The sequence below is a fragment of the Ureaplasma sp. ES3154-GEN genome (assembly GCF_025780075.1).
Lineage (GTDB): Bacteria > Bacillota_I > Bacilli_A > Mycoplasmatales > Mycoplasmoidaceae > Ureaplasma.
On sequence record NZ_JAOXHM010000006.1, the window covers coordinates 58948 to 85819 of the forward strand.

A 26872-nucleotide genomic window follows, 5' to 3' on the forward strand; every position below is an offset into this window, starting at 1 on the left:
ACTAGATTAAAAAATAATATAATTATTATTAGTGTTTAATTATGAAATAAATTTAAAACAAGGAACAAAAATGGACAATATTAATAATAAACTTAACTGACAAACTGCTTTTGGATTAGCTTATACACTAACTCGTTTATACAAAGATGTGCAAATCGCAACTATTAACTTACAAGACGAAGGTTTTTATGTTGATTTTAAGGTCAATGATGATCTTAAAATCAATTTAAACGATTTTAAAAAAATCAAAAAAAATTTTGAAAAATTGATTAACAATAAAACCGAAGTTTCACTAATTACAGATGCTTCGATTAGTAATGTTTATCTTGCTGATTTAATGAATCAAGAACCTAACTTTAATTTATTTAGTATAGATGATTTTATTTTTGGATTAAACTTAGACAAAGATTTCAACCTTTTTAACAGTCGACATTTTGAGCTCTTAAATTTAGGCGGTAGTTACTACCAAAACAACGCTAAATTAGATCAATTAGTGCGCATTAGTGGAATCTGTTTTGCATCAAAAGAGGAATTAGATAATTATTTAATCCTTTTACAAGAACGTAAGGAGCGCGATCATAGAAAATTAGGAAAAGAACTTGATTTATTTACATTTAATACTCTAGCGGGACAAGGATTGCCAATCTGAAAACCAAACGGAACAATTATCAAACAAAAAGTTCAACAATTTATCAATGAATTAGAGTTTATGTATGATTTTACGCCTGTTATTACACCAATTCTTGGAAGTATTGATTTATACAAAACCAGTGGACATTGAGATCACTATCAAGAAAATATTTTTCCGCCAATTAATGTAGATGATGAAACTTTTATTTTGCGTCCAATGACATGTCCACACCATACATTAGTTTATAGTGATAACCTGCGTTCTTATCGCAATTTACCTGTCCGTTTATCAGAGCATTCAATCTTACATCGTTATGAATCATCAGGTGGTTTAACAGGCTTCGAGCGAGTACGAGAAATGATTCTTGAAGACTGTCACGTCTTCTGCCGTATGGATCAAATCGAAGAAGAAGTAAAAAATGCTTTTGAAATGATCGATAAAGCTCATAAGGGTCTAAAAATTCAAGCGTTTGAAATTCATTTATCTTTATATGATGAAAATGATCATGAAAAATTCTATAATGACCCAATAATGTGAAAAAACTCGCAAGACGCATTACGTGCAATGTTAACCAAGAATAACATCCCCTTCAAAGAAATGGTTGGGGAAGCTGCTTTCTATGGCCCGAAAATTGATTTCCAAGTTAAAACTAGTTTAAACCGCATCATTACTATCTCAACTATCCAGTTAGATTTTTTATTGCCGAAACGTTTTGAATTAACTTATGTTGATTCACAAAAAAATCTTGTTCCACCAGTAATGATTCATATCGGTATTATCGGAACTTATGAACGTTTTTTAGCAATTTTATTAGAACAAACAAAAGGTGTTTTACCATTTTGATTAGCCCCTGTACAAGTTATCATTATTGCAGTTAATGAAGAAATTCACGGTGTATATGCCCAAAATTTACATAAAAAACTTAAATCATTAATGTTACATAGTGTTTATGACGACCGTAATGAACGAATTTCTAAGAAAATCCGCGAAGCTCAAATGAGTAAAATTCCTTACCAAATTGTGGTTGGGGATAAAGAAATCGAAGATGAAAACTTGGTGACATACCGAGAGTATGGACAAGAAACAACAAAAACTGTTTTATTTGATGATTTCATCCAGTTATTACAAACCAAAATTGCAAGCAAACAATAATTAAAAAATTAAAAAACCAGATTTTTCTCTGGTTTTTTAATTACTCTAGCTGTTAAAATCTAGAGGTTACTCAAGCGATAAAAATTTATTGAACTTTACAAGGAAAAAAGACATGTTTTTAAAGATGGGCGTCCTTATTCTAAAAAATATTTAGAAGAGGCGACAAATAACGCTCAATCGGTCTTGATTTTTTTCAAGACAAGGAACGAATCATTTAAAGAAAATAGGTTTAACAGGTTCATTCGATACTCCCAAACCTGTTGAACTGATTAAATTTTTGATTAGAATTTCAACAAATGATGATGACATTGTTTTGGATTATTTTGCTGATTCAGGAACGACTGCTTAATTTGTTTATGAACTTAATTTATTAGAAAATAGGAACAATAAATGCATTCTTATTCAAACCAAAGAACCGGTTAAAACTAATACGTCTGTTTTTAAAAAATGTATGGATTTAGGAGTGAATCCTTTTATTAGCGATATACTTCTTTTTAGAATTAATAGATATATCAAAACTAAAGATTACGATTTAGAATATATTTAATATTAAAAGGAAGGTAAATAAATGAAATAAAAATAAAACTTGAAGAACTTTTTGATAAAGGTGAATTTCAAAAAATCAATTTATCTTTTGTAAAAGAAGGCGTTGATGTTTTACAACAAATAAATTTAGTACAAGAAAAATACGATAAAAATGATACAGATACATTTATAAATGAATTAAGGGACTCAATTGTCGAAAATACTTTAGGATATGGTTTAGTTAACATCAGAAAACACGGTTTTAATTGTAAAAAAGAAAACAAAAATATATCTTGAAGTTAAAGATGCTAGTTTTACATCTGATTCTTGACAAGCAACATTTAACGATACAACACTGGAAAAAGCAAAAGCGTTTCAAGACCCTAGACTTTATTTGGTGCTAGTGGTATGAAAAGGTGCAAGTGATTTATTGGTTATATGTTATGGTCAAAATAAAGAGATAGGAAAACTTCTTGAACAAAAAGTGAATGCTTTCAAAAACAAAGGAAAAGTTGTAAGAAGCACACTAAGCATAACTTTATCAAAATTAGTTTTTACTTATGGTTTTAAAATATTCCCCGTTTCTAAATCAAAGGAAGAAACAAAGCAATTATTAAAATTAATGAATAGAAGTTTTAGTAAATTAACTGATGATATGTTTGGAATTTTAGATTAATAGAAAAAATATATTGTATGTATAAAAATAAAAAACAACCAAAAATAAAAGATTATGATATAGAAAAATTCAAAAATCTACTCAACAAAGCAATAATTAATACTAAAACTAAACAAAAAGCACAAAAGCAACCTTAATAGTTGCTTTTTCTTTACCTTTTGATTATTTCAAGGTTGTGTTTTACATACATTGCAAGGATATATACCTTATTTTCATTTAAAATGTTTTATCCTCAACACATGCAAGTAGATCAAAATAGCAATAATGCAGTTCTTAGGACATAAAAATAAAACCGAGTTCTAACTAGAATTAGAACTCGGTTTTTAATCACATTTTTTTAGTAAACCTTAATATTCTATATCATCAATCTTGTTAATATCAATAGTTATTAACGACCAAAAAAACGCGCAATTCATCGCAAACGAATCAGTAAAATTAATAATCATAAAAGAACTTGTGCATATGCATAAAACATTGTATTGCTTAAATACATAATTAAACCTTTATGTTCTAAATTTTGATTGTCTTCGGTTATGCTACGCAGATCATTCATTCTCATAACTACACTAATACTAAAAGTAATCACAAAAATAATTGAAATAATTAAATCGATTCAACTTACTGTTTTAAAAACTGTTTGGTTTTTAAAAGCAACAAAATATAAAACAAACGACAAAATCATTAAAACAGATGCAATTCCAATAATCACACGAGTAATTGTATATAAAACAATTACGGTTTTTTTACTAACAAAATAACCAATAATGCTTAATGTTATAAATAAAACTAAACTAATTCCTATCATCACTAGAAATGTATAAAATTCTAACGCGCCTGCTATAAAAGCGATCACAACACTATACACAATCATCATAAAAATGCCGTAGATAATATTAAAGGCAAAGTTTAATTCGTATTTTTCAGGTTTAAAACGCTTCATTAAAAACATAATAAGCACCCCAATTAAGCTAACACCCCCAACGGATGCAAACCCTATTATTGTGGGAATAAAATTAGTTGCTCAACCATATTTTAACAAGAAAGTTAAACCAATCATTAAGGCAACAAACAAAGTAACTTGAATTGTCGTTGCTATCATTGTTTTTGCAAATAATTTACTTTGTTGTTGGTTGAGGGGTTGTTTCTGTTGATTTCAAAAATTCATATTCGCTCCCATATTTATAATGTATTCCTATATTTTAGCACCTAAATATTATAAAATATAAAGATATACTTGAAGATGCGTGATCCTTATGAACAAAAATAACATTAGAAATTTTAGTATTATTGCCCACATTGACCATGGGAAATCAACCCTATCTGACCGAATTATTGAAATTACTAATACGCTCGAAAAAAGAGAAATGAAAGATCAGATTCTAGACTCGATGAGTATTGAAAAAGAGCGAGGAATTACCATTAAACTAAATGCTGTGCAAATTAAATATGTTGCAAAAAATAATCAGGAGTATATTTTACACTTAATCGATACTCCGGGACATGTTGATTTTACATATGAAGTTTCACGTTCACTTGCGGCTTGTGAAGGAGCAATTTTAGTTGTTGATGCCGCTCAAGGAATTCAGGCACAAACATTAAGCAATGTCTATTTAGCATTAGAAAATAACTTAGAAATTATTCCAACAATTAACAAAATTGATCTTCCTTCGGCTGATATTGACAAAGTCAAAAAAGAAATTGAAGATGTTATTGGTTTAGACACAAGTAATATTCCTCTAATTTCTGCGAAAACAGGCTTAAACATCCAGGATGTTTTAGAAGCAATTATTGAGCATGTTCCTCCACCGATAGATAGTGATGATAATAAACCTTTGCAAGCCTTAATTTTTGACTCTTACTATGATGCTTATAAGGGAGTTGTTTGTTTAGTCCGAATCAAACAAGGGACTTTAAAAGTAAATGATAAGATTCGAATGATGGCCAATAATAAAGAATATACTGTTACCGAAGTCGGAGTGCGAACTCCCAAAATCGTAAATAAACAAATTCTTGTTGCAGGCGAGGTTGGATGAATCGCCGCTTCCATTAAAACCGTTAAGGATATTCATGTTGGGGACACAATTACATTAGCAAACAATCCCGCGCCCGAACCATTAACAGGTTACAAGAAAATTTCCCCAATGGTCTTTTGCGGTTTGTATCCAGTGGATACAGCACAATATGATGATTTCAAAGAGGCAATGGAAAAGATTAGTTTATCGGACGCTGCTTTGATTTATGAGTATGAAACTTCGAAGGCTTTGGGTTTTGGAATTCGGTGTGGTTTTTTGGGTTTATTACATATGGATGTTATTCGTCAACGAATTGCCGATGAATTTAACATCGAGCTAATATTAACCGCTCCATCAGTAATTTACAAAATCACCCTAACAAATGATGAAGAAATTTTCATTGATTCACCCGCTAAAATGCCTGAAGTTACAAACATCAAGATGATCCAAGAACCATTTGTGCGTTTAAGTATTATCACTCCAGATGAATATGTTGGCGCAATTATGCAATTATGCCAATCAAACCGTGGTATTTATTTAGATTTAGAAGTTATCGACTCAACCCGTCGTAAGTGTGTTTATGAAATGCCATTGGCCGAAATTATGTACTCATTCTTTGACCAATTGAAATCAGTTACTCGTGGGTATGCAAGTATGGATTATGAATTAATTGGTTATGTAACTAGTAAATTAGTTAAAGTGGATATCATGCTTAACGGAATCAAAGTTGATGCCTTAAGTATTATTTCGCATAAAGATTTTGCTTATGAAAAAGGGAAAGTCATTTGCGAGCGCTTGAAAGAAGTAATTCCTAAACACCAATTTGAGATTCCTGTTCAAGCATCGATTGGTTCGAAAATTATCGCTCGTGAAACCATTAAAGCAATGCGTAAGAATGTACTTGCAAAATGCTATGGGGGAGACATTAGTCGAAAGAAAAAATTACTTGAACAACAAAAAGAAGGAAAGAAACGTTTGAAGGCTATTGGAAACGTATCTGTTCCTCAAGATGCATTTGTGAAGATATTGAGTGAAAAATAATGTTTTTTGATAATCAGCAAAATATTATTAGTTTTAGCGTTAATACAGCAGTTTTTGTCGTAGTACTAACTGCTACCATCATTTTTTTAACTAAAATTAAAATTCCCAACAAAAACTACTTAATGGCTTTTATTTACTATCTTGTATTGTGAATTCCTATTATGTTGGTGCGAAGTCAAAATGCACGACTACAAATACACTTAAACGAATTTGATTTAATGTGAGTGGTAATGAGCGCATATGGATTTGTCGGAATCTTTATGCGCTTATTCGCCGATTATTTATATTTTCTAGTTCGCTACCGTAAAGCATTTTTATTATTTGCCTTAATTGGTGTAATCATTAGTTTTATTCCAATTATTGCCCACATCAATACCACAACTAATATTATTCAAAGTGTAGGTGTGGGAATCGCTGCCAGTTGTATTGGTACTTACCAGTTATTATTCAAAGAACAATATATTCAGGAAAAAACATTTTTATCAGTTTCTTTACTATCCATTCCACCGCTACTAGCAAGTTTTTTAACAACTCCTGTGCGCTCTGTAATTTCTGTGTGGGCAAACGACCGTATTCATCACGTTATTAATTTTGAAGCAATACGACTTTATTGAATTATTGCAATTATTTTCTTCGTTATTGCTTTCATTTTATGGTTTTTTATCAAGGAAACACGCGGAATTGGGCTGTTAAAACATCAACCAATTCATTTTAAATCCCAAGTTGTTAATAATTTAGGATTTATGCTTATCGCTATGACTGGATTAATAATTTTAATGATGAAGTTTTCAAATAGCGGTTCAGTCGCATCTATTCATATTATGATATTAGATAAACACCAACCAGAAGATGCATTATTTTACAAATCATATTTATCCTTAATCCATAACTTCTTCCAATTATTTGCAAGTATGTTTTTATTACATTTTTTAATTAAAAAACTGTCAATGCAAAAAATTATTTTTTTAGGGATAGGGTTGTTTGCAATTTATCATACTATCATCATCTTTATTACATCACCAATTATGTTCATTAGCGTACATTTTATTAATGGAATTGCTTATGGAATTGTTTATAATGGATTAATTTCAATTGTTTTAAGATTGCACATTAAATCTAAGCATTTTACCACAATGGGAATTTATCAGTCTTTACTATCCATTGGGATTATGCTGGCTGGTGTTATTGCCAACTTTGTAAAATTTGGCTTTAATAACAATAAAGAATCTTATGATAGCTTTTTTCAACACAATTTAAACTATAATTTAATTATGTTAAGTCTATTATCTGTTGCAAGTGTGATGTTAGTAATGGGTAATTACTTGATCAAAAAAAATACATACTACATCAAATTACCAAACTATTTATATATGTATAAAAAAGGGTTATAGATATGAAACAAAAAATACAAAAGCGTCTAAAAATTTTGGGCTTGTTATCAGGCTTAACAGCTCTAATGATAACTCCTATCATTGTTACTGCATGTAGCAGCAATAAAACGCTAACTTTTGATCAATCAAAAGCTAGTGTTACGGTTAAAAATGGTCATTATTTCCTAATCATTAATGATGCAGCAATTAAAAATTACAGCAAAAAAATAACTGTTGATGCATTAACAAAAAGTATTTGAAAAGTACAAACACCACAAACTAACGGAATTGCAAATTATGAATTAAACAGTATTCCAAAAGATGTTCAAATCCAAACAAAAAATAACGAAACTTTTTTAACACTCGCTTTGGATTTAGGGGAAAAAGTTGTCCTTGACCAAATTTTTGAACAAGTTAATCAAGCTGCAATTAATGAGGACACAAAAGAAAAAATTGCAACTCTTGGTCACCAAATCTTGGTTACACCTGATCAATTTTTTGTTAGTATGGTTTTAAATTTTAAATAATGCAAACGAATAAACAAAGTATCTTTACTAAAAAGAACATTCTCTTCATCATCACAAGTTTTTGCTTTGCTTGTCTAATGGTGGTTGTGAGTGTTCTTTTTGTCTTGAAAATTGATTTTTCAACACTTAAATCTACTTTAAAAGTATGAAATAAATCCAATGACAAATTTATTTTATATATATTTGCACTTGCCTTATTTAGTGTTTTTCGTGCTGTAATTTTTGTGCTTGTGATTATTATCCAAGCGCATAAGATGAAAAATAAAATCAAATGATACCATTATATTGCTTTGGGTTGAATGATCATTTTCTTATCCAATGTGACTCCCTTTGCCATTGGTGCTGAACCTTATGTTATATTTTTTATAAATAAATACTTGTTTAAAAACATTAAGCAAGCGACAGCCTTTTGGTTAGTCAACAATACCTTTGTCCAGCTTGCGCAAATCATTATTACATGACCTTCTTTTTTTTATGTTACTGATCAATATCTGCAATTAAGTTATCAAAATCAATTCAATTTTCCTTACTACTACTGGTTAGCTCTAGGTGGTTTGTTGCTGGATATTTTTGTTACAAGTTTATATTTTGTGCTTGCATTCAGTATAAAAGTACATATCTTTTTTCATAAAGTGATAATATGATTCAAAAAAATATTACATTTAAAATATTTACCAAAAAAACAATTAAAGACTAATTTTAATTGGTATGTCCGTTATTATTACTATCAAAAATGATTAATCCTTATGGGCTTAGGCGTAGGGTTTGTCTATAACTTTGTCTTGTATAGTTTGATATTTATTGTTTTTTTATGGTCAGACCGTCAAACTAACAATCTTAATTTTATAGATTGATATAACTTTACTAACATTTCTGTTACTGCTACTAATTTCCTCCCTATCCCAGGATCCGAAGGAGGAGTCCAATTTATATTAAAAACTTTTATTCAAAGTTTAAGTAATTTACAGACAACATCATCCGATGTAGATATTATTGTTTTTTTATGACGTTTTTTTAGTGCTTATACTGGAACATTTATTGGTTTGTTGCTGTTTATGATTTATTTTCCGATGCATTCCTACCAGTATTATCAGAAACTAAAAAAACCTAATTTAAAAGTATTTAAATTTAATTTTTAGTAAATTTAGTTTTTCACACGGTTAATTAAACGAGGTGAAGTAATGAATTATATTATCTTAAAAATTACACAATGCTATAGTAATTATTTACTAGGAGAGAACTCGTTTGTTGGCTATCTTATTAAAACACCAAAGGATTATGCCTTAGAAATCAATAAGTACGCAAAAATTTTTATCTACGAACATCTTGTTCAGGTGAATAATAAAAATAGTTTTCGTAATGAAATGTATGGCTTTAAAACCCTAAATGAACGAAACTTATTTATTGATTTATTAACCATTAACGGGGTTGGTGTTAAAATTGCTTTAACTATTCTTAAACATGATTGTGATCTAATTATCCAAGCATTAGCCAATAGTGATATCGATACTTTATGTAACATTAAAGGTTTCAATCAAAAACTAGCTAGTCTAGCTGTTGGTTTGCTAGGTAGTAAATATGCAATGCGCTTTGCAAATGAACAACAACCTAAACTAAATAATACAACGAAAGAATTAGTTAACGGTTTAAAGAGTTTGGGGTATGACAAACAAGCGATTAATTATGCACTCAATAAGTTACAGGAACAAAAAGAAGAAGTACAAATTAACGAACTTTTATCATTAGCAATAAAGGAAATTAGTTTATTAAATGCCAAACAATAGTTATGATTTGCGCCCCAAGAAATTAGCTAATTTTATTGGCAAACAAAGTCTAGTTAATAATTTAGAAACCGCAATTCAGGCAAGCAAACAACGTGGAATCAATTTAGATCATATTCTTTTTTATGGATATCCTGGAGTAGGAAAAACAACACTGGCGTTTATTATTGCTAATGAATTAGGAGCTAATATCCACATTACCCAAGGAAATCTATTAACAAAAACAACAGATATTATCAATTTATTATCCTTGATTAAGGAAAATGATGTCGTTTTTATAGATGAAATTCATTCGTGTCCACCCATCGTTTGTGAAACACTTTATTCTATTATGGAAGATTTTGCAATTGATGTTAATTTAGGCAAGGAAATGAACTCTAAAATGACTCGTTTAAAAATTCCACATTTCACATTAATTGGAGCAACCACATCTTTAGGTAAAATTCCTCAACCAATGGAAGAACGATTTGGATATCTATATTATTTATCTGAATATACAAATGAAGAAATTAGTCAGCTATTGAAGCGAAATATGCAATGTTTTCATCTAGATTTGTCTGACAATGATCAAATGCTAATTGCTAGTTACTGCAAAGGAATTCCTCGGATTGCGAATCGATTGATGAAACGCATTGCAGATTATAAACTAATTCATCCCAATTTGTCAGTTGATGAAATTTTTAAAGCAATTAAAATCTTTGATGATGGTTTAGGGGAAGAAGATGTTAAATATCTAAAAGTTTTATATATGAATGAAGACGAGGTTGGCCTAAAAACAATAAGTCAAATTTTAATGACGGACCCGTTAACTATTGAAACTAAAATCGAACCTTTTCTTATTAAGCATCAATATATCAGCAAAAACCTAAAAGGCCGCAAAATTACAAGTAAGGGTTGCCATTTTATCGAACTAAACCACTTACAAAATTACTAAAAATAAAAACTACTGAGAGGCAGTCTTCAGTAGTTTTTATTTTTATACTATTTATTATCTCTTGGATCTAAATATAACTCAAACGATGTTGGGCTATGATCCGAAATCATTTGACGAATTATTTCTCAATTTTCAAATGATCCCCAGCTAATATCCTTGTAAGATTTGTATGCAAGATTTAATCAATCTTGACCTACAATCCCTTTTTTAAAGAAATCTCAAATTGGAAAAATATCTGGATTGGTTGTCTTTAAATTAGTGTTTACAAAAATTTTATCATATGGATTTGCGTATACTTGGTCCTTGTTAGAAAGCGAAGTTTTATAACGTTCGCTATCTTCGTATAAATTTTTAAAACCAGTTTCAATAAAATGTTTGAATGCTCATCATTCTTGGTTAATTTTAGTGTTAGTATCGCCCATAAAAATAAAATCATCATCACTATTATTATCCAAAACTCTAATTTCTTCAATAACTTTAACTAAATCATAAGCATTATCCGCTTCTCTAGAACCAATTCCAAAACGTGCATTAACGAATTTATTACTATCAAACCCTTTTGAGGTTAACAACTCTCTTGTAATTTCTGTTTCCGCTTGAGACGCTTTAACTCCTGGAGAATCAAAATGGCCAATAACTAAAGTAAAATCATTAACTATATCTCCCTTAGATTCAAATTTAATTGCATAAGGTGGTCGTGAATAATCAATTTGTTCACCTTCTGTGAAATATCCAGAGTGTCTAGCGTTTGAATAAATATGTCCAATGTTTCCATCTGCAAACGCTTTTGGCACAACTTTATCAAGTTTATAAATCACACCTACTCGTTCAGTTGACGTATGTTGGGAAGTTGCTAAACGTTGGTTATCGGCACCTTCTAAATTTCTCGAAACAATATAACCATAAATTGGTTCTTCTAAATTTTGATTTAATAAATCCACAATCGATTTAACTGGTGTATCATTTTCTGTTTCATCAGTTTTTAATGGCATAATTTCCGTTAATGCAACCAAATCATAATTATATTTTTTGATCAAATTTGCTAAAGCAATATTCTTTTCATTGTTCTTCCCATCTTGGTGTAAAACATTTCAGTGTCCGATTTTAAGCTTCGGTGCTGCAAATTCAGTTTTCTGCTTCTTACCTATTTTAATATTTCAAAGCAATTCTAATAATTCTGTTCTTAATAATTCAGCGACTGTTGATTGATTATCTGCGAGCTCTTTTATCTTTTCAAATCTATTACTAATTTCATTTTTCGTAGATTCATCACTAACTAAATCTAAATATGTTTGTTTTTGTTCATATAAAAATTTTGCTTTATTTTTATAAAAACTAGATTCGTTGAAATCGCTTGAAACAAATCGATCTTGCAAAATATTGAAAATAAAATCATCATATACTTTATCAATATCTGTTTCATTTTTAAGAGCTCGAATTAAAATTTCGCGAATTGGTTCTTGATCATCATCTTGAATCGAACGTGTTACAGCAACTGTTTTGAAAGCGAGTTTTTTCTTATCCTTTGCAAAAATAAAATCATTATAGATTACATCTGGAATTAAAATAGTAATTTGATCGCTATTATTTTTTAACTCAAATATGTTTGTTTGGGCATTTTTAACATAAACCTGTGTAGCGTTGCCATTTTCATCATGTACAATTCGAATCGTATTTGATCAAGAGAATGCATCTCCTTCACTATTATACAAGTTTAAATGTTCAATAAGCTTTTCGATAGTAATATCAATGCTTACAAAGTAATTACTAAAATAAATCATTTGAAAAATATCGTTTAATGTTAAATTTTCTTGATTAATTATGTTTTTGTAAATACTTGAACTATTTAAGAAAACACCATCAAATGGTTTAGAAGTAAATTTAAATTTATGTTCTCCAGTAAAATTAAAATTATAATGTTGATATGTTTTTTGAACTAGATCAGCTACATAACTATTTGCAGATGCAACACTGGTTTGATTTTTAATTAGATCAATACTATTTAAATTATTAAATATAACTTCTTTTTTCTTAGTCTCTAAATCGTTTCGCAGGAATTTTTTTGCAGCAATTGCAAAAGCACTTAGCGATCAATGGTAATTTCCGTTTTTTGTTGGATCCAGTAAATCCTGCTCAGTTGTAAATTCATCCGATCCTTTTTTATTTTTTTTATACTTACCAGATGTTGTAATTTTTTTAGTTGTTGATGAAATGGTTGGTTTGTTATCACTAAGTAAATGATCAAAATTCAAATCTACAACCACAAATTCACGATTATGTTCTTGAATATGAACATAAGGGACATTTTGTTTATTTTTAAAATTAACTTCGGTTTGATTTTTTGATTGTTTGATCCCAAATACTAAATCGATTTCACCATTAATGTGCTCTGCAATCTTATCGATTTCACTTTGTTTTTTATTTTTGTCGCCAATTTTAATATTTTGACTTGATGTCATTCAAACAATAAACTCAGCTCCATCTGCTTTTAATTTTGTGATTTCTTCATCAATTGTGTTTGCGATTTCTTCATAGGAATTATTTTTTAAATTTTTAATAACATTGTATGCATTAGTTCGGTTCATTTTAATTGTTGATGAACCAACTATTCCAATTTTATGTCCTTTAAAATTAATAATCTTTGAACCATCAGTTAGTTTTTTATTTTCATTGTTTTTTAAATTAGCACTTAAAAAGTTTGCTTCATTAGGGTTTGCAAACATCGCTTTAGTATACGTACGAAGATTTGCAACTTCTTGGTTATTAGACACTAAATCAAATGATCACAATAAATCACGCTCATTAATTGTGCTAGCTTGTGGTTTCAAAAAGGATAAAGCAAGTGCGGCATATTGACCTTGAGATAAATCATTAATGTTATTTCCTGCTACATGAGTTTGGCCAGTTAAATTAGAACCATTTAATAAAACAACAGAGTTTGCAAAACCTTTTTCTTTTTTAACTTTATTAACTTCATTCAATAAACGTAGAAATCCTTGTTTTTTCAAGTAAGTCTTCTGATCAGATCAATCATCGTATGTCTCTTCACTAATTTGACCATTAATACTTCCGACTAATATTAAAGACAGTATGTTTGAAGATGGATGGTTAGTGTTCTCATTTTTGATTTGATTTAACTTTTCTAATAGCTTTTGTTTTGTATTCGGATAAACGTTGTTCAAATTATTAATTTTAATTTCAACATTATTTAATTCTTCCTCAGTTGCTTGTTTATCCGAAATATCTAACAATGATTGATAGGTTGATAAGTAATCTTCTTGCCCTGTTTTGTATGTTTGTAATTCAGCACTAAGAACGTTTAATTGTTGAATATCACTTAACATTTGAACCTGATTTGTTTTTTGATTAATTAAATCATTAGTTTCTAAACTCAATGATGATAAAACTTCGTCATGTGTTTGATAGATATATGAATCAAACAACATGATATCATCCATTTTATTTTTGATTATATTTTTTTGTTCACTAATTGCCGGATTTATTTCTGCAGTCGAGTTTTCATCGTTTGAATTTTTGGCATTATTTATTTTATTTGAATCTGTTGCCTGTTCTGTTGAGTAATTGTTGTTAATTGCAGATTCATTAGATTCAACGTTTTTATTTGTATCTATATTTTTTGTCTCTGATTGATCATTTGTTTTTGCCGACTCAACTTGGTTTTTATCGATTGATGAATTTCCTAAATCGTTTGTATTCGATGTTGATTCTTTGATCTTTGATACTTCTTTTTTTGTTTCCTTTAATAAACTAGCTAATTTTGTGTTAAAAAAATGAGCATCGTTTTCGTTTTGTTTTAGTTTATCATACGCTTGTTTTGCGTTGTTATAAACAGCACGAAATTGCTCATTATTTAATGTATTTAGATAAGTTTCAAAAGTTTTCATCATTTGCTCATCTCTATGAATTTTTGCACAAGCAAAACTGATTGCAGTTAATCCGCTTGCTAACAACAATGATGATATAGTTGAAATAATAATTTTCTTTTTACGTCGCATTCTCTTCTTTCCTTTTTGCTATTACTATATTTAAATAGATAGGAATATAATAAACCATAAAGCCCAAAGAAACTAGATAAAAATAAAATTTTTTTAGTGTGCAAAAATCATATTAAATTGTTATAATATTGCTTCATTTTATCTTAAAAATATAAAATTTTTGTTCCTTAAATTTTGTGTAATTTAACATTGTGGGCAAAATGTGCTATTTTTTCGCTTAAAAAACACCATTTTTTCTATTTTCTAGGAAGAAAATGTTAAACCTTTTTTAATCGGAATAAAATTTTTGTGTAATCAAAAATATAATATTTTTTAGAAAGGAAATTAACCTTGAAAACAAAACATATGGGTTTGTCTGAAGCTTTTAAAAAAAGCTATTCATACTCGTCTTTTTTGGGTCATCTTATTTTCAAGAAAGTTAGTACATGAAGCTTTGTATTAATTCTTTTCTTATTAATGATCCCTTTTACCCTAATTGCTCGATTTGTAGCACAAGATTTGAAACAATTTTTAATTATTTCTTATGTCTACATTTTCGTCAATCTTTTATTAACTGTAATTTTAAGTGTGATTAAGTCGTTAAATTTATTTAAGGATTTATCGCGAACCGGAATTGATATTTTAGTGTATTCTAAATCAATTTCACGAAACAATATTATTCTCACAAAAATTGGTTTCCTTGTTTTTATGGGAACAATTTGAAGTGTTTTAACTTTTATTAGTTTTATTGTTTTTTATCTTGGTAATTTTAATTACCAACACGAAGTAAACTATTGATATGTATCAGGTTTCTTCAGTGTAATCTTCACTTTCTTAATTTTCGGATTTATGACAAGTGTTATTGCATTAAAAGCATCTTCAAAAGTTGCAATTATTGCCCCTATTATTACTTTTATTCCGCTTGCAGTAGTTGGATCAATCGCTGGAATTGTATCAACTCCCGCAAACAATAGAATGGCTGAATATTTAAATACAAAAAAACCTGAATACCACAGTGGTACTATTGGTAACGTTGAACGTTTTTATTTAAATAACAACCAAGATGAAGTTTTTATTATTCCTAAATTAGAGGAAGAAAACCAAAAAGTTGATGTTCGTAAAGAAAACGCTTTTACTTTACGTCAAGATCAACTATTAACTGATATTAATAGCAAAGCGCAATCTGCTGCATCGCCTTGACAAGCAATCTCATGATTGTCAGTTCCTTATCAATTTATAGATGTTTTTGCAACACGTGACCGAGATCCGATCGCATTAAATGTAAATTCACAACCTAATTATTTAAAGAACTATTTGTATGCAAATAATACACAATCATCAGAATACAACTATCACATTACAAAAGATGTTACAACATTAAAAAAATATAATGTGAGTGCAAATCCGCAAGCAGGAACTGATGTCTCTCCTAACTATTTAGTCCCTGGACTATTGCGTCGTTATTCTTTAATTTCAGAACAAAACATCAATGCAATCAAAGATCGTGAACTTGTTTATGCACGTAAAAACGCTGATAACATTAATGTTGAATTTAAGGAAGATAACAATATCTTTGCTGACCCTTCAAATCTTGTCGGAAAAATTGGTTGACGGGTTGTTAAAGATACGCTTGATTCACCAATCTTTAACGCAAAAGCTGCTCAGTTTTATGACAACGTATTAAAAAATCTATTTGTTAACAAAAATGATTTAACTGATTTAGAAAAGAAACAAGAAATCTTAACCCAAATTAGTTACATTACTCGTTTTGATAACGACAAAGATCAAACATTTAATGCTGTACTAGTTTATCTAGATGAAGTTTTAACTTATCTAAATAACAAACAAAAAAAATCAGAAAATATTGGTGGTAACCCAAAATCTAAAGCAGTTACATTAGAAGAAGTAACAGAACAAGTTGATACAATTCTTGAAGATGAAATTATCAATACAATTCGTCGCAAAGACCTGCAAAAACAATTAAAAACAATTACTGCTACTGATTTAAAATCTTACATTGCAGCTGCGAAGGATATAATTAATTCTTTACATGAACAATACACATATAAAGAGCAAAAGAATTCATTCTTAAGCTTAAATGATGATGAATCTGTATCACCATTATTAAACTCTAACTTCGTTAATGAATTAGAAAATCAAATGCAAAAAAAAGTTTATCTAATTACATCAATGATTTACTGAATCTACTTTAACAAACAAGACTCAGATATTTTAGATTACTTGTTGAAAAACAATAACCCAAATCTAGAATACACACCATCACAAATCGAAGTTACGATTGATGGATATGTATACTACATCGGTGGATATGAATCATATTCATTAACTCAACATAGTAAAGAAAACAAACAAGGTTTAAGAACAATTGTTCACCGTTATGAATTAAACCGTTCAAAAAACTTTGTTTTCCAAAACGTTAGTGAAGTTCAATCAATTAAACGTTCTCGCAAAGTTGTTGTGAAAGGTGTGTATAGTGTTATTTGAATTTCACTTGCCGCTTTACTAATGATTGGTACTTACTTAGGATATGCACGAAAGGATTATAAATAGTTATGAGCGAAATTAAAAACAAAGCAACTAACCACAATCCCGAAGATATTTTAGTAGTAAGAAATTTAACGAAAATTTACAAAAACTCTGACCGCGGTGTGCGTGATATCAACTTCGTTGTAAAAAAAGGTGAGATGCACGCCTTCATTGGGGAAAATGGTTCAGGAAAAACAACAACCATCAAAACCATTATTAACGCTTACACTAATTACCAAGGAGAAATCCTTATTGATGGGTTTGATCATAAATTACCAATTTCACGTGCAAAACTAGGTTATGTACCTGAAGTTGCATTGTTCCCAGAAGAAGTTACAACTTTTGAGTATCTATACTCATTAGCAATTCTTTCGGGGGTAAGCAAAAAAGATGCGAAAGAAAAAATTCGTTTTTATCTAAATAAATTCGAAATTAGTAATTTAGAAAATAAAAAACCAGTATCTTTTTCGTCTGGTCAAAAGAAAAAAGTCTTATTAATTCAGGCGTTAATTCATGATCCAGAATTGATTATTCTAGACGAACCAACCGCAAACTTAGACCCTTCTTCACGTCATGAAGTGTTTATGATTTTAAAGGAATTAAATGATAATAACAAAACTGTTTTCTTATGTTCGCATATTCTTCGGGAAATGGAATCGTTTGCGAACTCTTTAACTTTAATTCACCGTGGTGAATTAGTGTATACTGGACCAAAATATGATGAGTTAGAAAAAATCTATTACGACCGTGTAATTAAATTAGAAAAACTTAAAAAAGAAGGTCATAACAGTGAAGAACAAGAAGCTTAAAAAAATTATTTTGCCAAGTGTCCTTGGCACAATTGGAATATCTGCAATGATCACAACTCTTGCAGTTAGTTTGGGTATTAAAAATAATGAAAATAAACAAACTGGCGCAAATTCACAAAAAGTTAATAGTTTATTAAGCCAGGAATACGAAACATTATTAGAAAATTTCTTTGACCAAGACGCAAGTCAAGCGGCACAATATGCCTTTTCACAAAAACAAATTAGTACCGCTCATATTCAAGATTTGAAGCTTGCATTTTCATTCTTCAATCCCCATCGAACACGAGGTTATTCAGAAAGTCAAAAGGATGATTTAAGTTTTAACAAACGTTACAAACGTACGCGAATCCGTTCTCGTGACCAAATGTTTAGTACAATGACCACTGATTGATTGTGAATGCTATTAAATATTGATAAGTTTGAATTTTTATTTAATCCTTACCCCCATGACGGATATAGCCGGTTTGATAACGAAGAAAACTTATTCTTACGTTCTAAACAAAATTTAACTACGACCATTGAACAAGTCGATAATCATTTGGTTGCAAAATTTGACACTGATCAATTAAAAAAAGGTTATTACTATAACTTTTCAGGGTTAGAACCTGATACTAACAAAATTGATATGATTCGTCGGGTTAATACATTAACTAATAACGAACGATTAATTAATAAAGTCTTTATGTTAGAAAACAATCAATTATTCACTTATATTGATTTAAAAAATGATACAAGTCTAACAAACATATCACTTTCATTAATTGATCGCCAAAATAAAGAAGTTGTCTTACACGCAAATCCAGAAAATGGTTTATTATCTTATAATTTGACAAAATCAGATCTTGAACCAAACAAGGAATACCAAATTAAGCACTTATATGCATATAATGATCAAAATCAAAAAATTAATTTGGATCAATACTTAACAGTAATGCATTTAAATTGATTTACAGTTAATGATTTAACTTTTGAAATTAACAATACTCGTCATGAGCGTTATCTACCATTCAACGTGAGTTATGATAGTAATATTTCTGAAACTGAATTGTTTGAAAAATACAAAGACGGAATGAGTGCCACTGGTGTTTTTGAAATCTGAAACGAAAATCGAAATGTGTTAAGTATTGAAAATCCAATCTATAACCTATCTTATGAAGTTAACTGAAACTATAATCAAAACAATACTTTTCAACACAAATCAGTTTTTTATCTAGTTTTCGACCACAACAAAATTCTACGTTTAACTAAACTTAAAGACCATTCACTTTTCTATGGGCGTTTAGATTGAGATTTATTTGTTTTCGACCACAAAATTGATTATAAACAACTACAAACATTTGCTGAAGACTATGAAGCTGAAACTAAAAAACAATACGCTTTAGCCATTGAACAACGTATCGAAGATTGAAAAGATAGTGTTTTAGGTAGCGTTTCTGAAGAGAATGAAGAAGAAAAAAGAAAAGAACTCGAAGAATATGCTTCTGAAAAAAGAGCAGTTTTCACTAAGGAATTTGAGGAAAGTGAATTCTTCTTTAACACTAAACCGCAAATTCTTGAACTTAATTACCGAACATCAAAAGCTTTAGAAAATAAATATCCATTTAAAATGTATACTTTACGTTCGGTTAAAGCTGGTGTTTTCTTAGATACTATTGAACCAAAAGTAAAAGAGAAAGAAAACAAAGAAATCATCAAAATTCCAGAATTCTTAAAAAAATACGATGATGAATCATTAAATGTTATCGCTAAAAATGAAACCATTGAGCAAAAAATTTCTAAAGGAATTATCGATAGCCTATTAAATGAAATTTACGATTATGATACACTTTTAATTCACGATTATGTTCAACAACAAGAAGATCCTGAATACCAAAAAGAATTAATTGCTCAATTAAAATCTTATTCACAAGAATATCGCAAGGAATACCAAGGGCATTTAGCAACTACTGATAAACGAAAAATCTTTGATTCTCGTACTGATGCATATTCACAACTTTTATCAAAAAACTGATACTTTGTGTTTACACACCTTGAACATTTTGAATTCCTTTTCATTGACTGATTCCGCTTACCAAAAAACCTTGATACTGGAGCTGAACATTCAGCCGCATATGAACAACGTCTGCAACTTGCTGATCCATATAAATCATTCCGTTTCGGTGATAATATTCTAGAAGAATTAAGCGAAACCGATGTGTCAAAAGCACATAATAATGATGCTCGAACTCGGGAACTAATGTTAAAGAAAAATAATTCATTATTCTGATTTAACATTTACACAAAAAACCGTATTAATGATAATATGGGGATTAAATTGTATCCATATACAATAACATTTAAGAATTCAAAACTTAGTATTTCAATCAGCACACTAACAAGTAACTTCCACTTGTCATACATTCACGGTGATATTAGACATTACAAAATTTTTGAGGATAAACTAACAGCTCAATGAGGTTTACCCGCAAAAATGTTAATGGTATGAAAGGATTAAGACAATGAAAAAACATTGAATAAAATGATTAAGTATTCCTTTATCCTTAACCGCTGGTACAACCATCATTGCAACTGCAGCTGCTTGTAAATCAACAAGCAGCAAAACAGCAAATTGATTGGATAATGAAAAATATCATATTAATAACGAAACAAAGGCTTACGACTGAAAATTATTTTTAGATAACATCCCAATCAGTTTGATTTTAAAGGATATTTTTCCTAACGAAGAAGATCGTGAACGATTTATTGATCAACAAAAAGCAATTGATGATGGTTATCTAACTGAATTACGAAGTGCGTATGCATATGCTAATCCATTAAATAACGAAAACGACTCAAAAGGTTTTACACCTTTTAACCAAAACACACCTTTTATGGCAAAACGCCAACGTTATTTATCAACATATGGACCATTTACTAATAACTGATTGTGGTTTTTATTTAATATTACTAACTTTGTATATGTCTTAAATCCTGAAAAATCAGACGATCCAACAGTTTTAATTCGTCAAACTTTAAGTGATTTGATTCGAGACAACACTTTAAACGAGAAATTTTACCGTCCAAAAACTAATAAATTTGTTGATTTTGTTAAAATCATTAACAATAACAATCTTGAATCAACTAAAAAAACAATTCAACACCCTATCACAAAACAAATGGTAGAAGTTGTCGAAACTGAAGTTGATTATTATTTATTAAGTCAAGATGGATACTGAATTCGAATCACAACAATTCAATCATTAGACGAAAATAGTAAACAAGTTTTACTAAACGGTGTTACTTTGTATGAACGATTAACTACTTTGCCTAAGCTGAAAAGTTTCAAAAAAGATTTATTAAAGAAATTTAATTTATCTAAATACTTTGATGCCAAACGAGGTAGTGAATCGGGAACGAAATTAATTGCTAAATATTCGGAACTACACATCAATAATATTAATGATTATTATGGTGGTGAACCCGTTGACTACTTAGTAGTTGAAATTTTAGATGAAAAAAATGAAAATAAACGAGGAGAATAGTTAATAATGAAACTCAAAAAAACAAATAAACGCTTATTAATTGCTAGTTTAAGCTCAATTGCTCTAATTTCTGCTGTATCTGCTGTGGCTGCAAGCTGTAGCAAAAATACAGACGCAACAGCTAATTGAAGCGAATTAAACAAACAAACGATAATCACTTATAACAATGCCCCAAACACAGAATTTGCAAACGTTCCTAATTCTTTAAACAAAACTTTATTTACTTTTAGTAACTCAAACGTTGGTGTAAGCATTGAGTATGTTGCTGCAACCAAGGAAACAAATAAAATTGTTGTAAAATACCAACTTAAAAAAGAAAGTAAAATCTCTGCTGTTTTGACAAAGGAAATTAGTGCAGAAAGTTTTAAACACGATCATAACCATGCGCATGATCATGGGGATGAACATGATCATGAACACAATCATGGCACAGATAACAACACAGAAAACGAAACAAACACACCAAGCCAATCAGGCGATAGCAACAGCTCAAGTGGTACTAGCAACTCAGATCAACCTGCACAACCAGAAGACACACCAGTTGTTGACCGCGAAGTATCACTAATGGGAAGTGTTGTTAGCTTGAATAACAAAGAATTAAAACAAACAACCCTTTCATACATAAGTTTATCTAAAGGTTTTGTTCGTTTTGTTACTTCAAGCTCAACCAATGAACCTGACTATGTACTGCATCTAGGCTTAACATTTAGAAATAATGCTTTTGTTAAAGTTTATTTAAAAGAAGTTAATGCAAATAACGAAGCAATTGGCGATTTAATTCCCGCAACAAGAAACGCACAAGTTGAACAAGGAACATTATCAGCACACTTCTCAAACATTGACGTTAATAAAAAATATACTGTTGCCAAAGTTGAAATTTTCAAAAACGAAAGAGATGCTACGCCATTTGAAACAATTGAATCAAATGACCTACCTGGTTTTAAAGTTTACGCTGGTTCATATAATGAAAAAATGCTTAATTCAAATGTTTATTTAGACGATCAACATGTTAATTTATACCGAAGAAGAAATGGAAATTATGCTTTAACTTTGCGTTTAGATAACCCCAGTGCATTTTATGGTAAGAGCTTTTCTGTTCGTGTAGGAACTAACGATAAATTTATTGGCTTAAATGACACAAGTGATGAAGATGATTTATATTCAAGTAGTGAAACAAATGTTGATTCTGATGGTAATTTAATTGTTTATTTTACAAGAAGTGGCTTGGCATATGAATCATCGCCAAAAAGATACTATATAAAATACATTCAAGTTAAAGATTCTAACGGCGAAGATGATAACGAATCAAAACAACCGAAAATTAATGTGAAAACATTAGATGCAAAACCATTCCTTTCTGCTGTTAGACTTAGAAAAGAAGATTTAGATAAGGAAGAGATAGAATATCTAAAATCAAATAATGTTTGATATAATTACGAAAAAATAAAAACTTTAACATTACCTGAATATGGAGAACTTCATGTCGATGATTTAGAGCCTAACTACTTTAATAGATTAACACTTGGTCAATTAAATTCAGGAAGCGTATCCGAAGAAGTAATTAAAGACCAAAAAGCAAGTCATAGTTTTAATCTTCGTTTACGTATGTTAGATAAAGATAACAATCGTTTAATTAATCTAAGCCAGGATTCTTATATGGTTATTGAAACCGTAGAATACGATGAAGATGGATACCGAACACACAAACCACACGTTTTCTCAGAACCAATGCAAATTAAATCAAGTGGACGTTTCTTATTAGAATTTCATGGTAAACGTTCATACGATGGGGCAGTAAAAACTGATTTAATGACACAAGATAGATACTATAAAATTGTTGGTGTTAAATTCTATTCTGACTATAACAAAACTCAAGAATTAACAAATGTTGACTTTTCTAGTTTAAACGGAATATACTTAACAACAATTAATAGTTATAATAAAATTCCGAATTTCAATGCAGTAGATTTTTCTGATGAATATAACCCTAATGAAGAAGGTTATAATCCTAATGAAAAACCAGACTCAACATCAGGCTCAAACGATACTAACCCAAGTACAGGAGAGTCAACAACTCCTAAACAACCAAGCAATGAAAACCAAGAAAACAATGCTGGTAGTGTAGAAAATGCACCAACTCCTCGTGGAGTGTTTGGTGAAAACTACAACACTGGAACTTGAACAAAAACAAGCGACAGCATTAAAATTACTCTAAACAATGTAAATATTAATCTTAATGCAATTAAAAAAGTGTTTGAAAGTGATGGTACAGAATTAGATTCATTAAATTTCCCTATTGTATTTAAATTTCAAATATCATACACTAACGACGAAGGAACGTCTTCAACTGCATTTGGTTTAGCAAAAGCAACTAATGCTACTGATCCACTTGTTATAACAATTGATAAATCTAATGCGGCAGATAATACACAATTTACCTTTGATTGAGTCTTATTAATGGATAAAGAAAACGAAGAAGAAGCCGAATTTGTTAATTTAGATATTCGTCAAACTTTGAATATTACAAAAGCTTAAAAAAATATTAATACAATAAAAAATCCCTAGTTAGGGATTTTTTCTTTTTATAAAGAATACTTATATCAAAAAATGACTTAACACGTATCTTCTAATATCTATTTTTCGGGTATATCTAAATTATATTCATTCTTATTTCTGTAACCACAATTGTGCAAAAATGTTGATTAATGAATTTATATAGCAATGAAAAAAATAATAAAATAGAAAAAACAAGCAGACTGTAAATTCTGCTGGTTTTCTTGTTTTCTCTCAAAAGTAAGTCCCTAGTTTTTTTCTTATTAAAAAGTGGTTTAGCTGGATGGGCTCAATTTTTCTAATATTCAATAGTTATTGACGTTTTAGAAAACCACTCAGCTGTTCTTACACGATAATTCCCAATAGACATTTACTTTTATATTTTGTATTTAGATACTAATTTATTTCTTTTTTAGGTGATTTTATAAACTTTTAGCATCAAAAGTGTATCAGGAGTAATGATATATTCATTTAATACTATTTCATAATCTTTCTATGCTATTTATTAAAAAATTTTAGAGAAATTTTTTTACTTTCATTATTTAAATACTTTTTTCATTATCCCTTTTTTCATATCATCAATACAGTAAATATGTTCCATTGTATCAAAAGTTTCTTCTAAGTTTCTTTTTGCACTTTTCCAACCTTCGCCATCTGTAAACCATACAAAGGTAACTCCATTAATTCTGTCCACTTCTGTTGCTATTGTCTTGTAGCTTCTTGCAGTTTCATTTAATTTGGAGCCACCACTTGCATAAAAGTTGGTTTCTATTAAATAAATCTGATTATCTGTTTTTATAACATAATCAAAGCGTTTTTCCATTTTGCCTTGATTCGATATTTCAGATAAATCGATGTTCCATTTTGACTCTATCTCGTGAATATACATTTCCTTGAAGTAGTTCTTTTCCTTCTCAAATCCCGTTTTTATGATAAAACTTTCAACCAAGTTTTCCATCAAATGTCCACCACGATTTTTTCTGCCATTTGAGCCAAGTCCAGTTTCAACGCCTGTTACATAATCATATAGATTGTTAACGATATGTTTTTCTAACAAGTCAAACAAGCCTGTTTTTTTCATAAATGAAGCGTATTGTTCAGGAGAATGATTCATTTTCCTGAAAGAATATGTAAACTCCCCTTCAGCATCAACAGTATATATTTTGTTAGTTCTTACTGCAAGTAGAATCGGAATGCATTTTAAAGTTTCAGGATATCTATTTACTAAATCAATGAATTCCTTTTCAATATTTTTTGAGCCAATTAAAGAATTAAGGATATTGAGTTCAACTTTTATTTTTTCAACATTTTTATAAACTTTTTTAAAATCCGTGTAGTATCCGTAAGATGCAATACTTTTTCTAAACCCATTTAGCCATTCTTCAAACACTCTACTCATTTACTCTCCATCCTTAAAAAAATTTGTAATTAGTAGCTCATTAACATTTCCACGCTTACTAGCGTTTGAATTAATTCTTCTTTTTGACTGAATTCTATTAATATGAAATCCTTTGTACAAATCATCAAAGAAATTATCTTCTTCATCAGTATTCCTAGGATCTGAATTACTTAAAATACACACAGCTCCTTTGGCGCTTACTTTTTTATAATATTCTGCCAATTCTATTTGTTCCTTATCGCCAAAGACCGATTTATCATAAGATGTAAAACTTGCCGTTTCTGTAAGTGGTCTGTAAGGCGGATCAAAATATACAAGTGTATTTTCATCAATAAAATCAATGGATTTATCATATTCAGCATAATGTATATTCACATTCCTTAATTTGAGCGATATGTTTTTCAAATTCGCCTCATCGCATATCTTAGGATTTTTATAGGAACCTATTGGTACATTAAACAACCCTTTACTATTTACTCTATATAACCCGTTAAAACAAGTTTTATTTAAAAATATAAAAAGCGCTGAACCATAAATAATATCATCCGTTTCTTTTCTTATATACTTATTAAATTCATCTCTTTTTGCATAATAGTATTCTTTTCTTTTTTCAGTGTCTAAATAAATATATTCATTTTGTATTTTTTTTAAAATATTGACTAACTTCTCTACGTCTGATTTAATGCTTTTATAGACATTGATAAGTTCATTATTCACATCACTAATATAAATTTTATCCAAGTCATAATTCGATAAAACATCAAACAATACTGCTCCGGCACCTACGAAGGGTTCACAATATTTATCGATCTTTTTCCCCAATGTGCTTGGATAAAATTTTCTTATATCTTGCAGTAATGCTGATTTTCCGCCTGCCCATTTAATAAAAGGTTTAACATCAATTGAAATGTTAAACGATGTATTTTTCGAAATAGGAACTTTTATTGATTTTTCTAAGACTGCATTATTCTTTATTGCCCCCATTTATACACTCTTTCTTCAATTCTATCACATCATCTAGTTTGCAATTTAAAGCTTCACAAATCTTCACTATATTTTTTAAAGAAATAAACTTATCTTTGCTCATATTGGCCATTAAATTTGGCGAAAAATTACCAAGTTTCATTAAATCAACTTTCTTCATATCTTTATCTAAAAGTTGTCGCCACAATGGTTTATAACTTATATTCATATTTATTCCTCCGATTTCAATTATACAAGGTTTATCCGTTTTTAATAGTAAAACTTTCGTAAACAAAAGTTTTTTGAAAAACAAGGTATAGTCTTTAAACTATACCTAATTTCTCTTATCTACTTAACTGATGAGATTTCTAAATTCCATTTTCAAACTGGTTTTAATTATTCCTACATTCTCTTATCTGCTGCAAAATACTCTGCT

Annotated in this window: 19 protein-coding genes; 14 read left to right on the forward strand and 5 right to left on the reverse strand. The window is 29.4% G+C overall.

Annotated elements, in window-relative coordinates; translation table 4 throughout:
• Positions 1 to 70: 70 nt before the first annotated feature.
• The 3 genes from thrS to OF377_RS03010 all read left to right on the forward strand — a co-directional run bounded on the left by thrS (position 71) and on the right by OF377_RS03010 (position 2984).
• Positions 71 to 1783, forward strand: coding sequence for a threonine--tRNA ligase (gene thrS / locus OF377_RS03005; RefSeq protein WP_263836405.1), 1713 nt, complete (start codon positions 71 to 73; stop codon positions 1781 to 1783).
• Positions 1784 to 2006: 223 nt separating this feature from the next.
• Positions 2007 to 2132: a DNA methyltransferase gene (locus OF377_RS03300; protein WP_443080806.1), complete on the forward strand. Its 126-nt coding sequence runs from the start codon at positions 2007 to 2009 to the stop codon at positions 2130 to 2132.
• A 579-nt stretch (positions 2133 to 2711) separates the two neighbouring features.
• On the forward strand, positions 2712 to 2984 hold the full coding sequence (locus tag OF377_RS03010; RefSeq protein WP_263836406.1) for a hypothetical protein: 273 nt from the start codon (positions 2712 to 2714) through the stop codon (positions 2982 to 2984).
• A 388-nt stretch (positions 2985 to 3372) separates the two neighbouring features.
• Here the strand turns inward: OF377_RS03010 and OF377_RS03015 are convergent, their stop codons facing one another.
• Complete coding sequence (locus OF377_RS03015) at positions 3373 to 4149, reverse strand: hypothetical protein (protein ID WP_263836407.1); 777 nt, start codon at positions 4147 to 4149, stop codon at positions 3373 to 3375.
• A gap of 88 nt (positions 4150 to 4237) precedes the next feature.
• On the opposite strand from OF377_RS03015, the gene lepA reads away from it, so the two are divergent.
• The 6 genes from lepA to ruvB are packed head-to-tail and all read left to right on the forward strand — an operon-like array spanning position 4238 to position 10649.
• On the forward strand, positions 4238 to 6037 hold the full coding sequence (gene lepA, locus OF377_RS03020) for a translation elongation factor 4 (RefSeq protein ID WP_263836408.1): 1800 nt from the start codon (positions 4238 to 4240) through the stop codon (positions 6035 to 6037).
• Positions 6037 to 7428, forward strand: coding sequence for an MFS transporter (locus OF377_RS03025; protein ID WP_263836409.1), 1392 nt, complete (start codon positions 6037 to 6039; stop codon positions 7426 to 7428). Before lepA ends, OF377_RS03025 begins: the two co-directional genes overlap by 1 nt.
• A 2-nt stretch (positions 7429 to 7430) precedes the next feature.
• Positions 7431 to 7934, forward strand: a complete 504-nt coding sequence (locus tag OF377_RS03030) for a hypothetical protein (protein ID WP_263836410.1) — start codon at positions 7431 to 7433, stop codon at positions 7932 to 7934.
• Positions 7934 to 9073, forward strand: a complete 1140-nt coding sequence (locus tag OF377_RS03035; protein WP_263836411.1) for a lysylphosphatidylglycerol synthase domain-containing protein — start codon at positions 7934 to 7936, stop codon at positions 9071 to 9073. The genes OF377_RS03030 and OF377_RS03035 overlap by 1 nt, the downstream gene beginning before the upstream one ends.
• 42 nt (positions 9074 to 9115) lie before the next feature.
• Complete coding sequence (gene ruvA / locus OF377_RS03040) at positions 9116 to 9718, forward strand: Holliday junction branch migration protein RuvA (protein WP_263836412.1); 603 nt, start codon at positions 9116 to 9118, stop codon at positions 9716 to 9718.
• Complete coding sequence (gene ruvB, locus OF377_RS03045; RefSeq protein ID WP_263836413.1) at positions 9705 to 10649, forward strand: Holliday junction branch migration DNA helicase RuvB; 945 nt, start codon at positions 9705 to 9707, stop codon at positions 10647 to 10649. The genes ruvA and ruvB overlap by 14 nt, the downstream gene beginning before the upstream one ends.
• Positions 10650 to 10696: 47 nt before the next feature.
• On the opposite strand, the gene OF377_RS03050 is transcribed toward ruvB, so the two are convergent.
• Positions 10697 to 14665, reverse strand: a complete 3969-nt coding sequence (locus OF377_RS03050) for an MnuA family membrane nuclease (protein ID WP_263836414.1) — start codon at positions 14663 to 14665, stop codon at positions 10697 to 10699.
• A gap of 330 nt (positions 14666 to 14995) precedes the next feature.
• Here OF377_RS03050 and OF377_RS03055 point away from each other — a divergent pair, with 330 nt between their 5' ends.
• From OF377_RS03055 to OF377_RS03075, 5 genes are read left to right on the forward strand one after another with little or no spacing between them, the layout of a single operon-like run.
• The gene (locus tag OF377_RS03055; RefSeq protein ID WP_263836415.1) at positions 14996 to 17215 is read left to right on the forward strand and encodes an ABC transporter permease; all 2220 of its coding nucleotides are present in this window, start codon (positions 14996 to 14998) and stop codon (positions 17213 to 17215) included.
• A gap of 2 nt (positions 17216 to 17217) precedes the next feature.
• Entirely contained in the window at positions 17218 to 18000 is a 783-nt protein-coding gene (locus OF377_RS03060) for an ABC transporter ATP-binding protein (protein ID WP_263836416.1), read from the forward strand.
• Positions 17981 to 20494: an aromatic motif membrane protein gene (locus OF377_RS03065; protein ID WP_263836417.1), complete on the forward strand. Its 2514-nt coding sequence runs from the start codon at positions 17981 to 17983 to the stop codon at positions 20492 to 20494. Before OF377_RS03060 ends, OF377_RS03065 begins: the two co-directional genes overlap by 20 nt.
• A gap of 4 nt (positions 20495 to 20498) precedes the next feature.
• Positions 20499 to 21521, forward strand: a complete 1023-nt coding sequence (locus OF377_RS03070) for an aromatic motif membrane protein (RefSeq protein WP_263836418.1) — start codon at positions 20499 to 20501, stop codon at positions 21519 to 21521.
• A 6-nt stretch (positions 21522 to 21527) separates the two neighbouring features.
• Complete coding sequence (locus tag OF377_RS03075) at positions 21528 to 24056, forward strand: Vmc-like lipoprotein signal peptide domain-containing protein (protein WP_263836419.1); 2529 nt, start codon at positions 21528 to 21530, stop codon at positions 24054 to 24056.
• Between the two features lie 556 nt (positions 24057 to 24612).
• Here OF377_RS03075 and OF377_RS03080 read toward each other — a convergent pair.
• Genes OF377_RS03080 through OF377_RS03090 form a run of 3 tightly spaced genes read right to left on the reverse strand, consistent with a single transcriptional unit; the run spans position 24613 to position 26665 of the window.
• Positions 24613 to 25473 carry a type II restriction endonuclease gene (locus OF377_RS03080; protein WP_263836420.1) on the reverse strand — a complete coding sequence of 287 codons (861 nt, stop codon included), beginning with the start codon at positions 25471 to 25473 and terminating at the stop codon, positions 24613 to 24615.
• Positions 25474 to 26457, reverse strand: coding sequence for a DNA adenine methylase (locus OF377_RS03085; RefSeq protein WP_263836421.1), 984 nt, complete (start codon positions 26455 to 26457; stop codon positions 25474 to 25476).
• A complete protein-coding gene (locus tag OF377_RS03090; protein ID WP_263836422.1) occupies positions 26438 to 26665 on the reverse strand; it encodes a helix-turn-helix domain-containing protein in 228 nt (75 codons plus the stop codon). Before OF377_RS03090 ends, OF377_RS03085 begins: the two co-directional genes overlap by 20 nt.
• Positions 26666 to 26872: the final 207 nt, after the last annotated feature.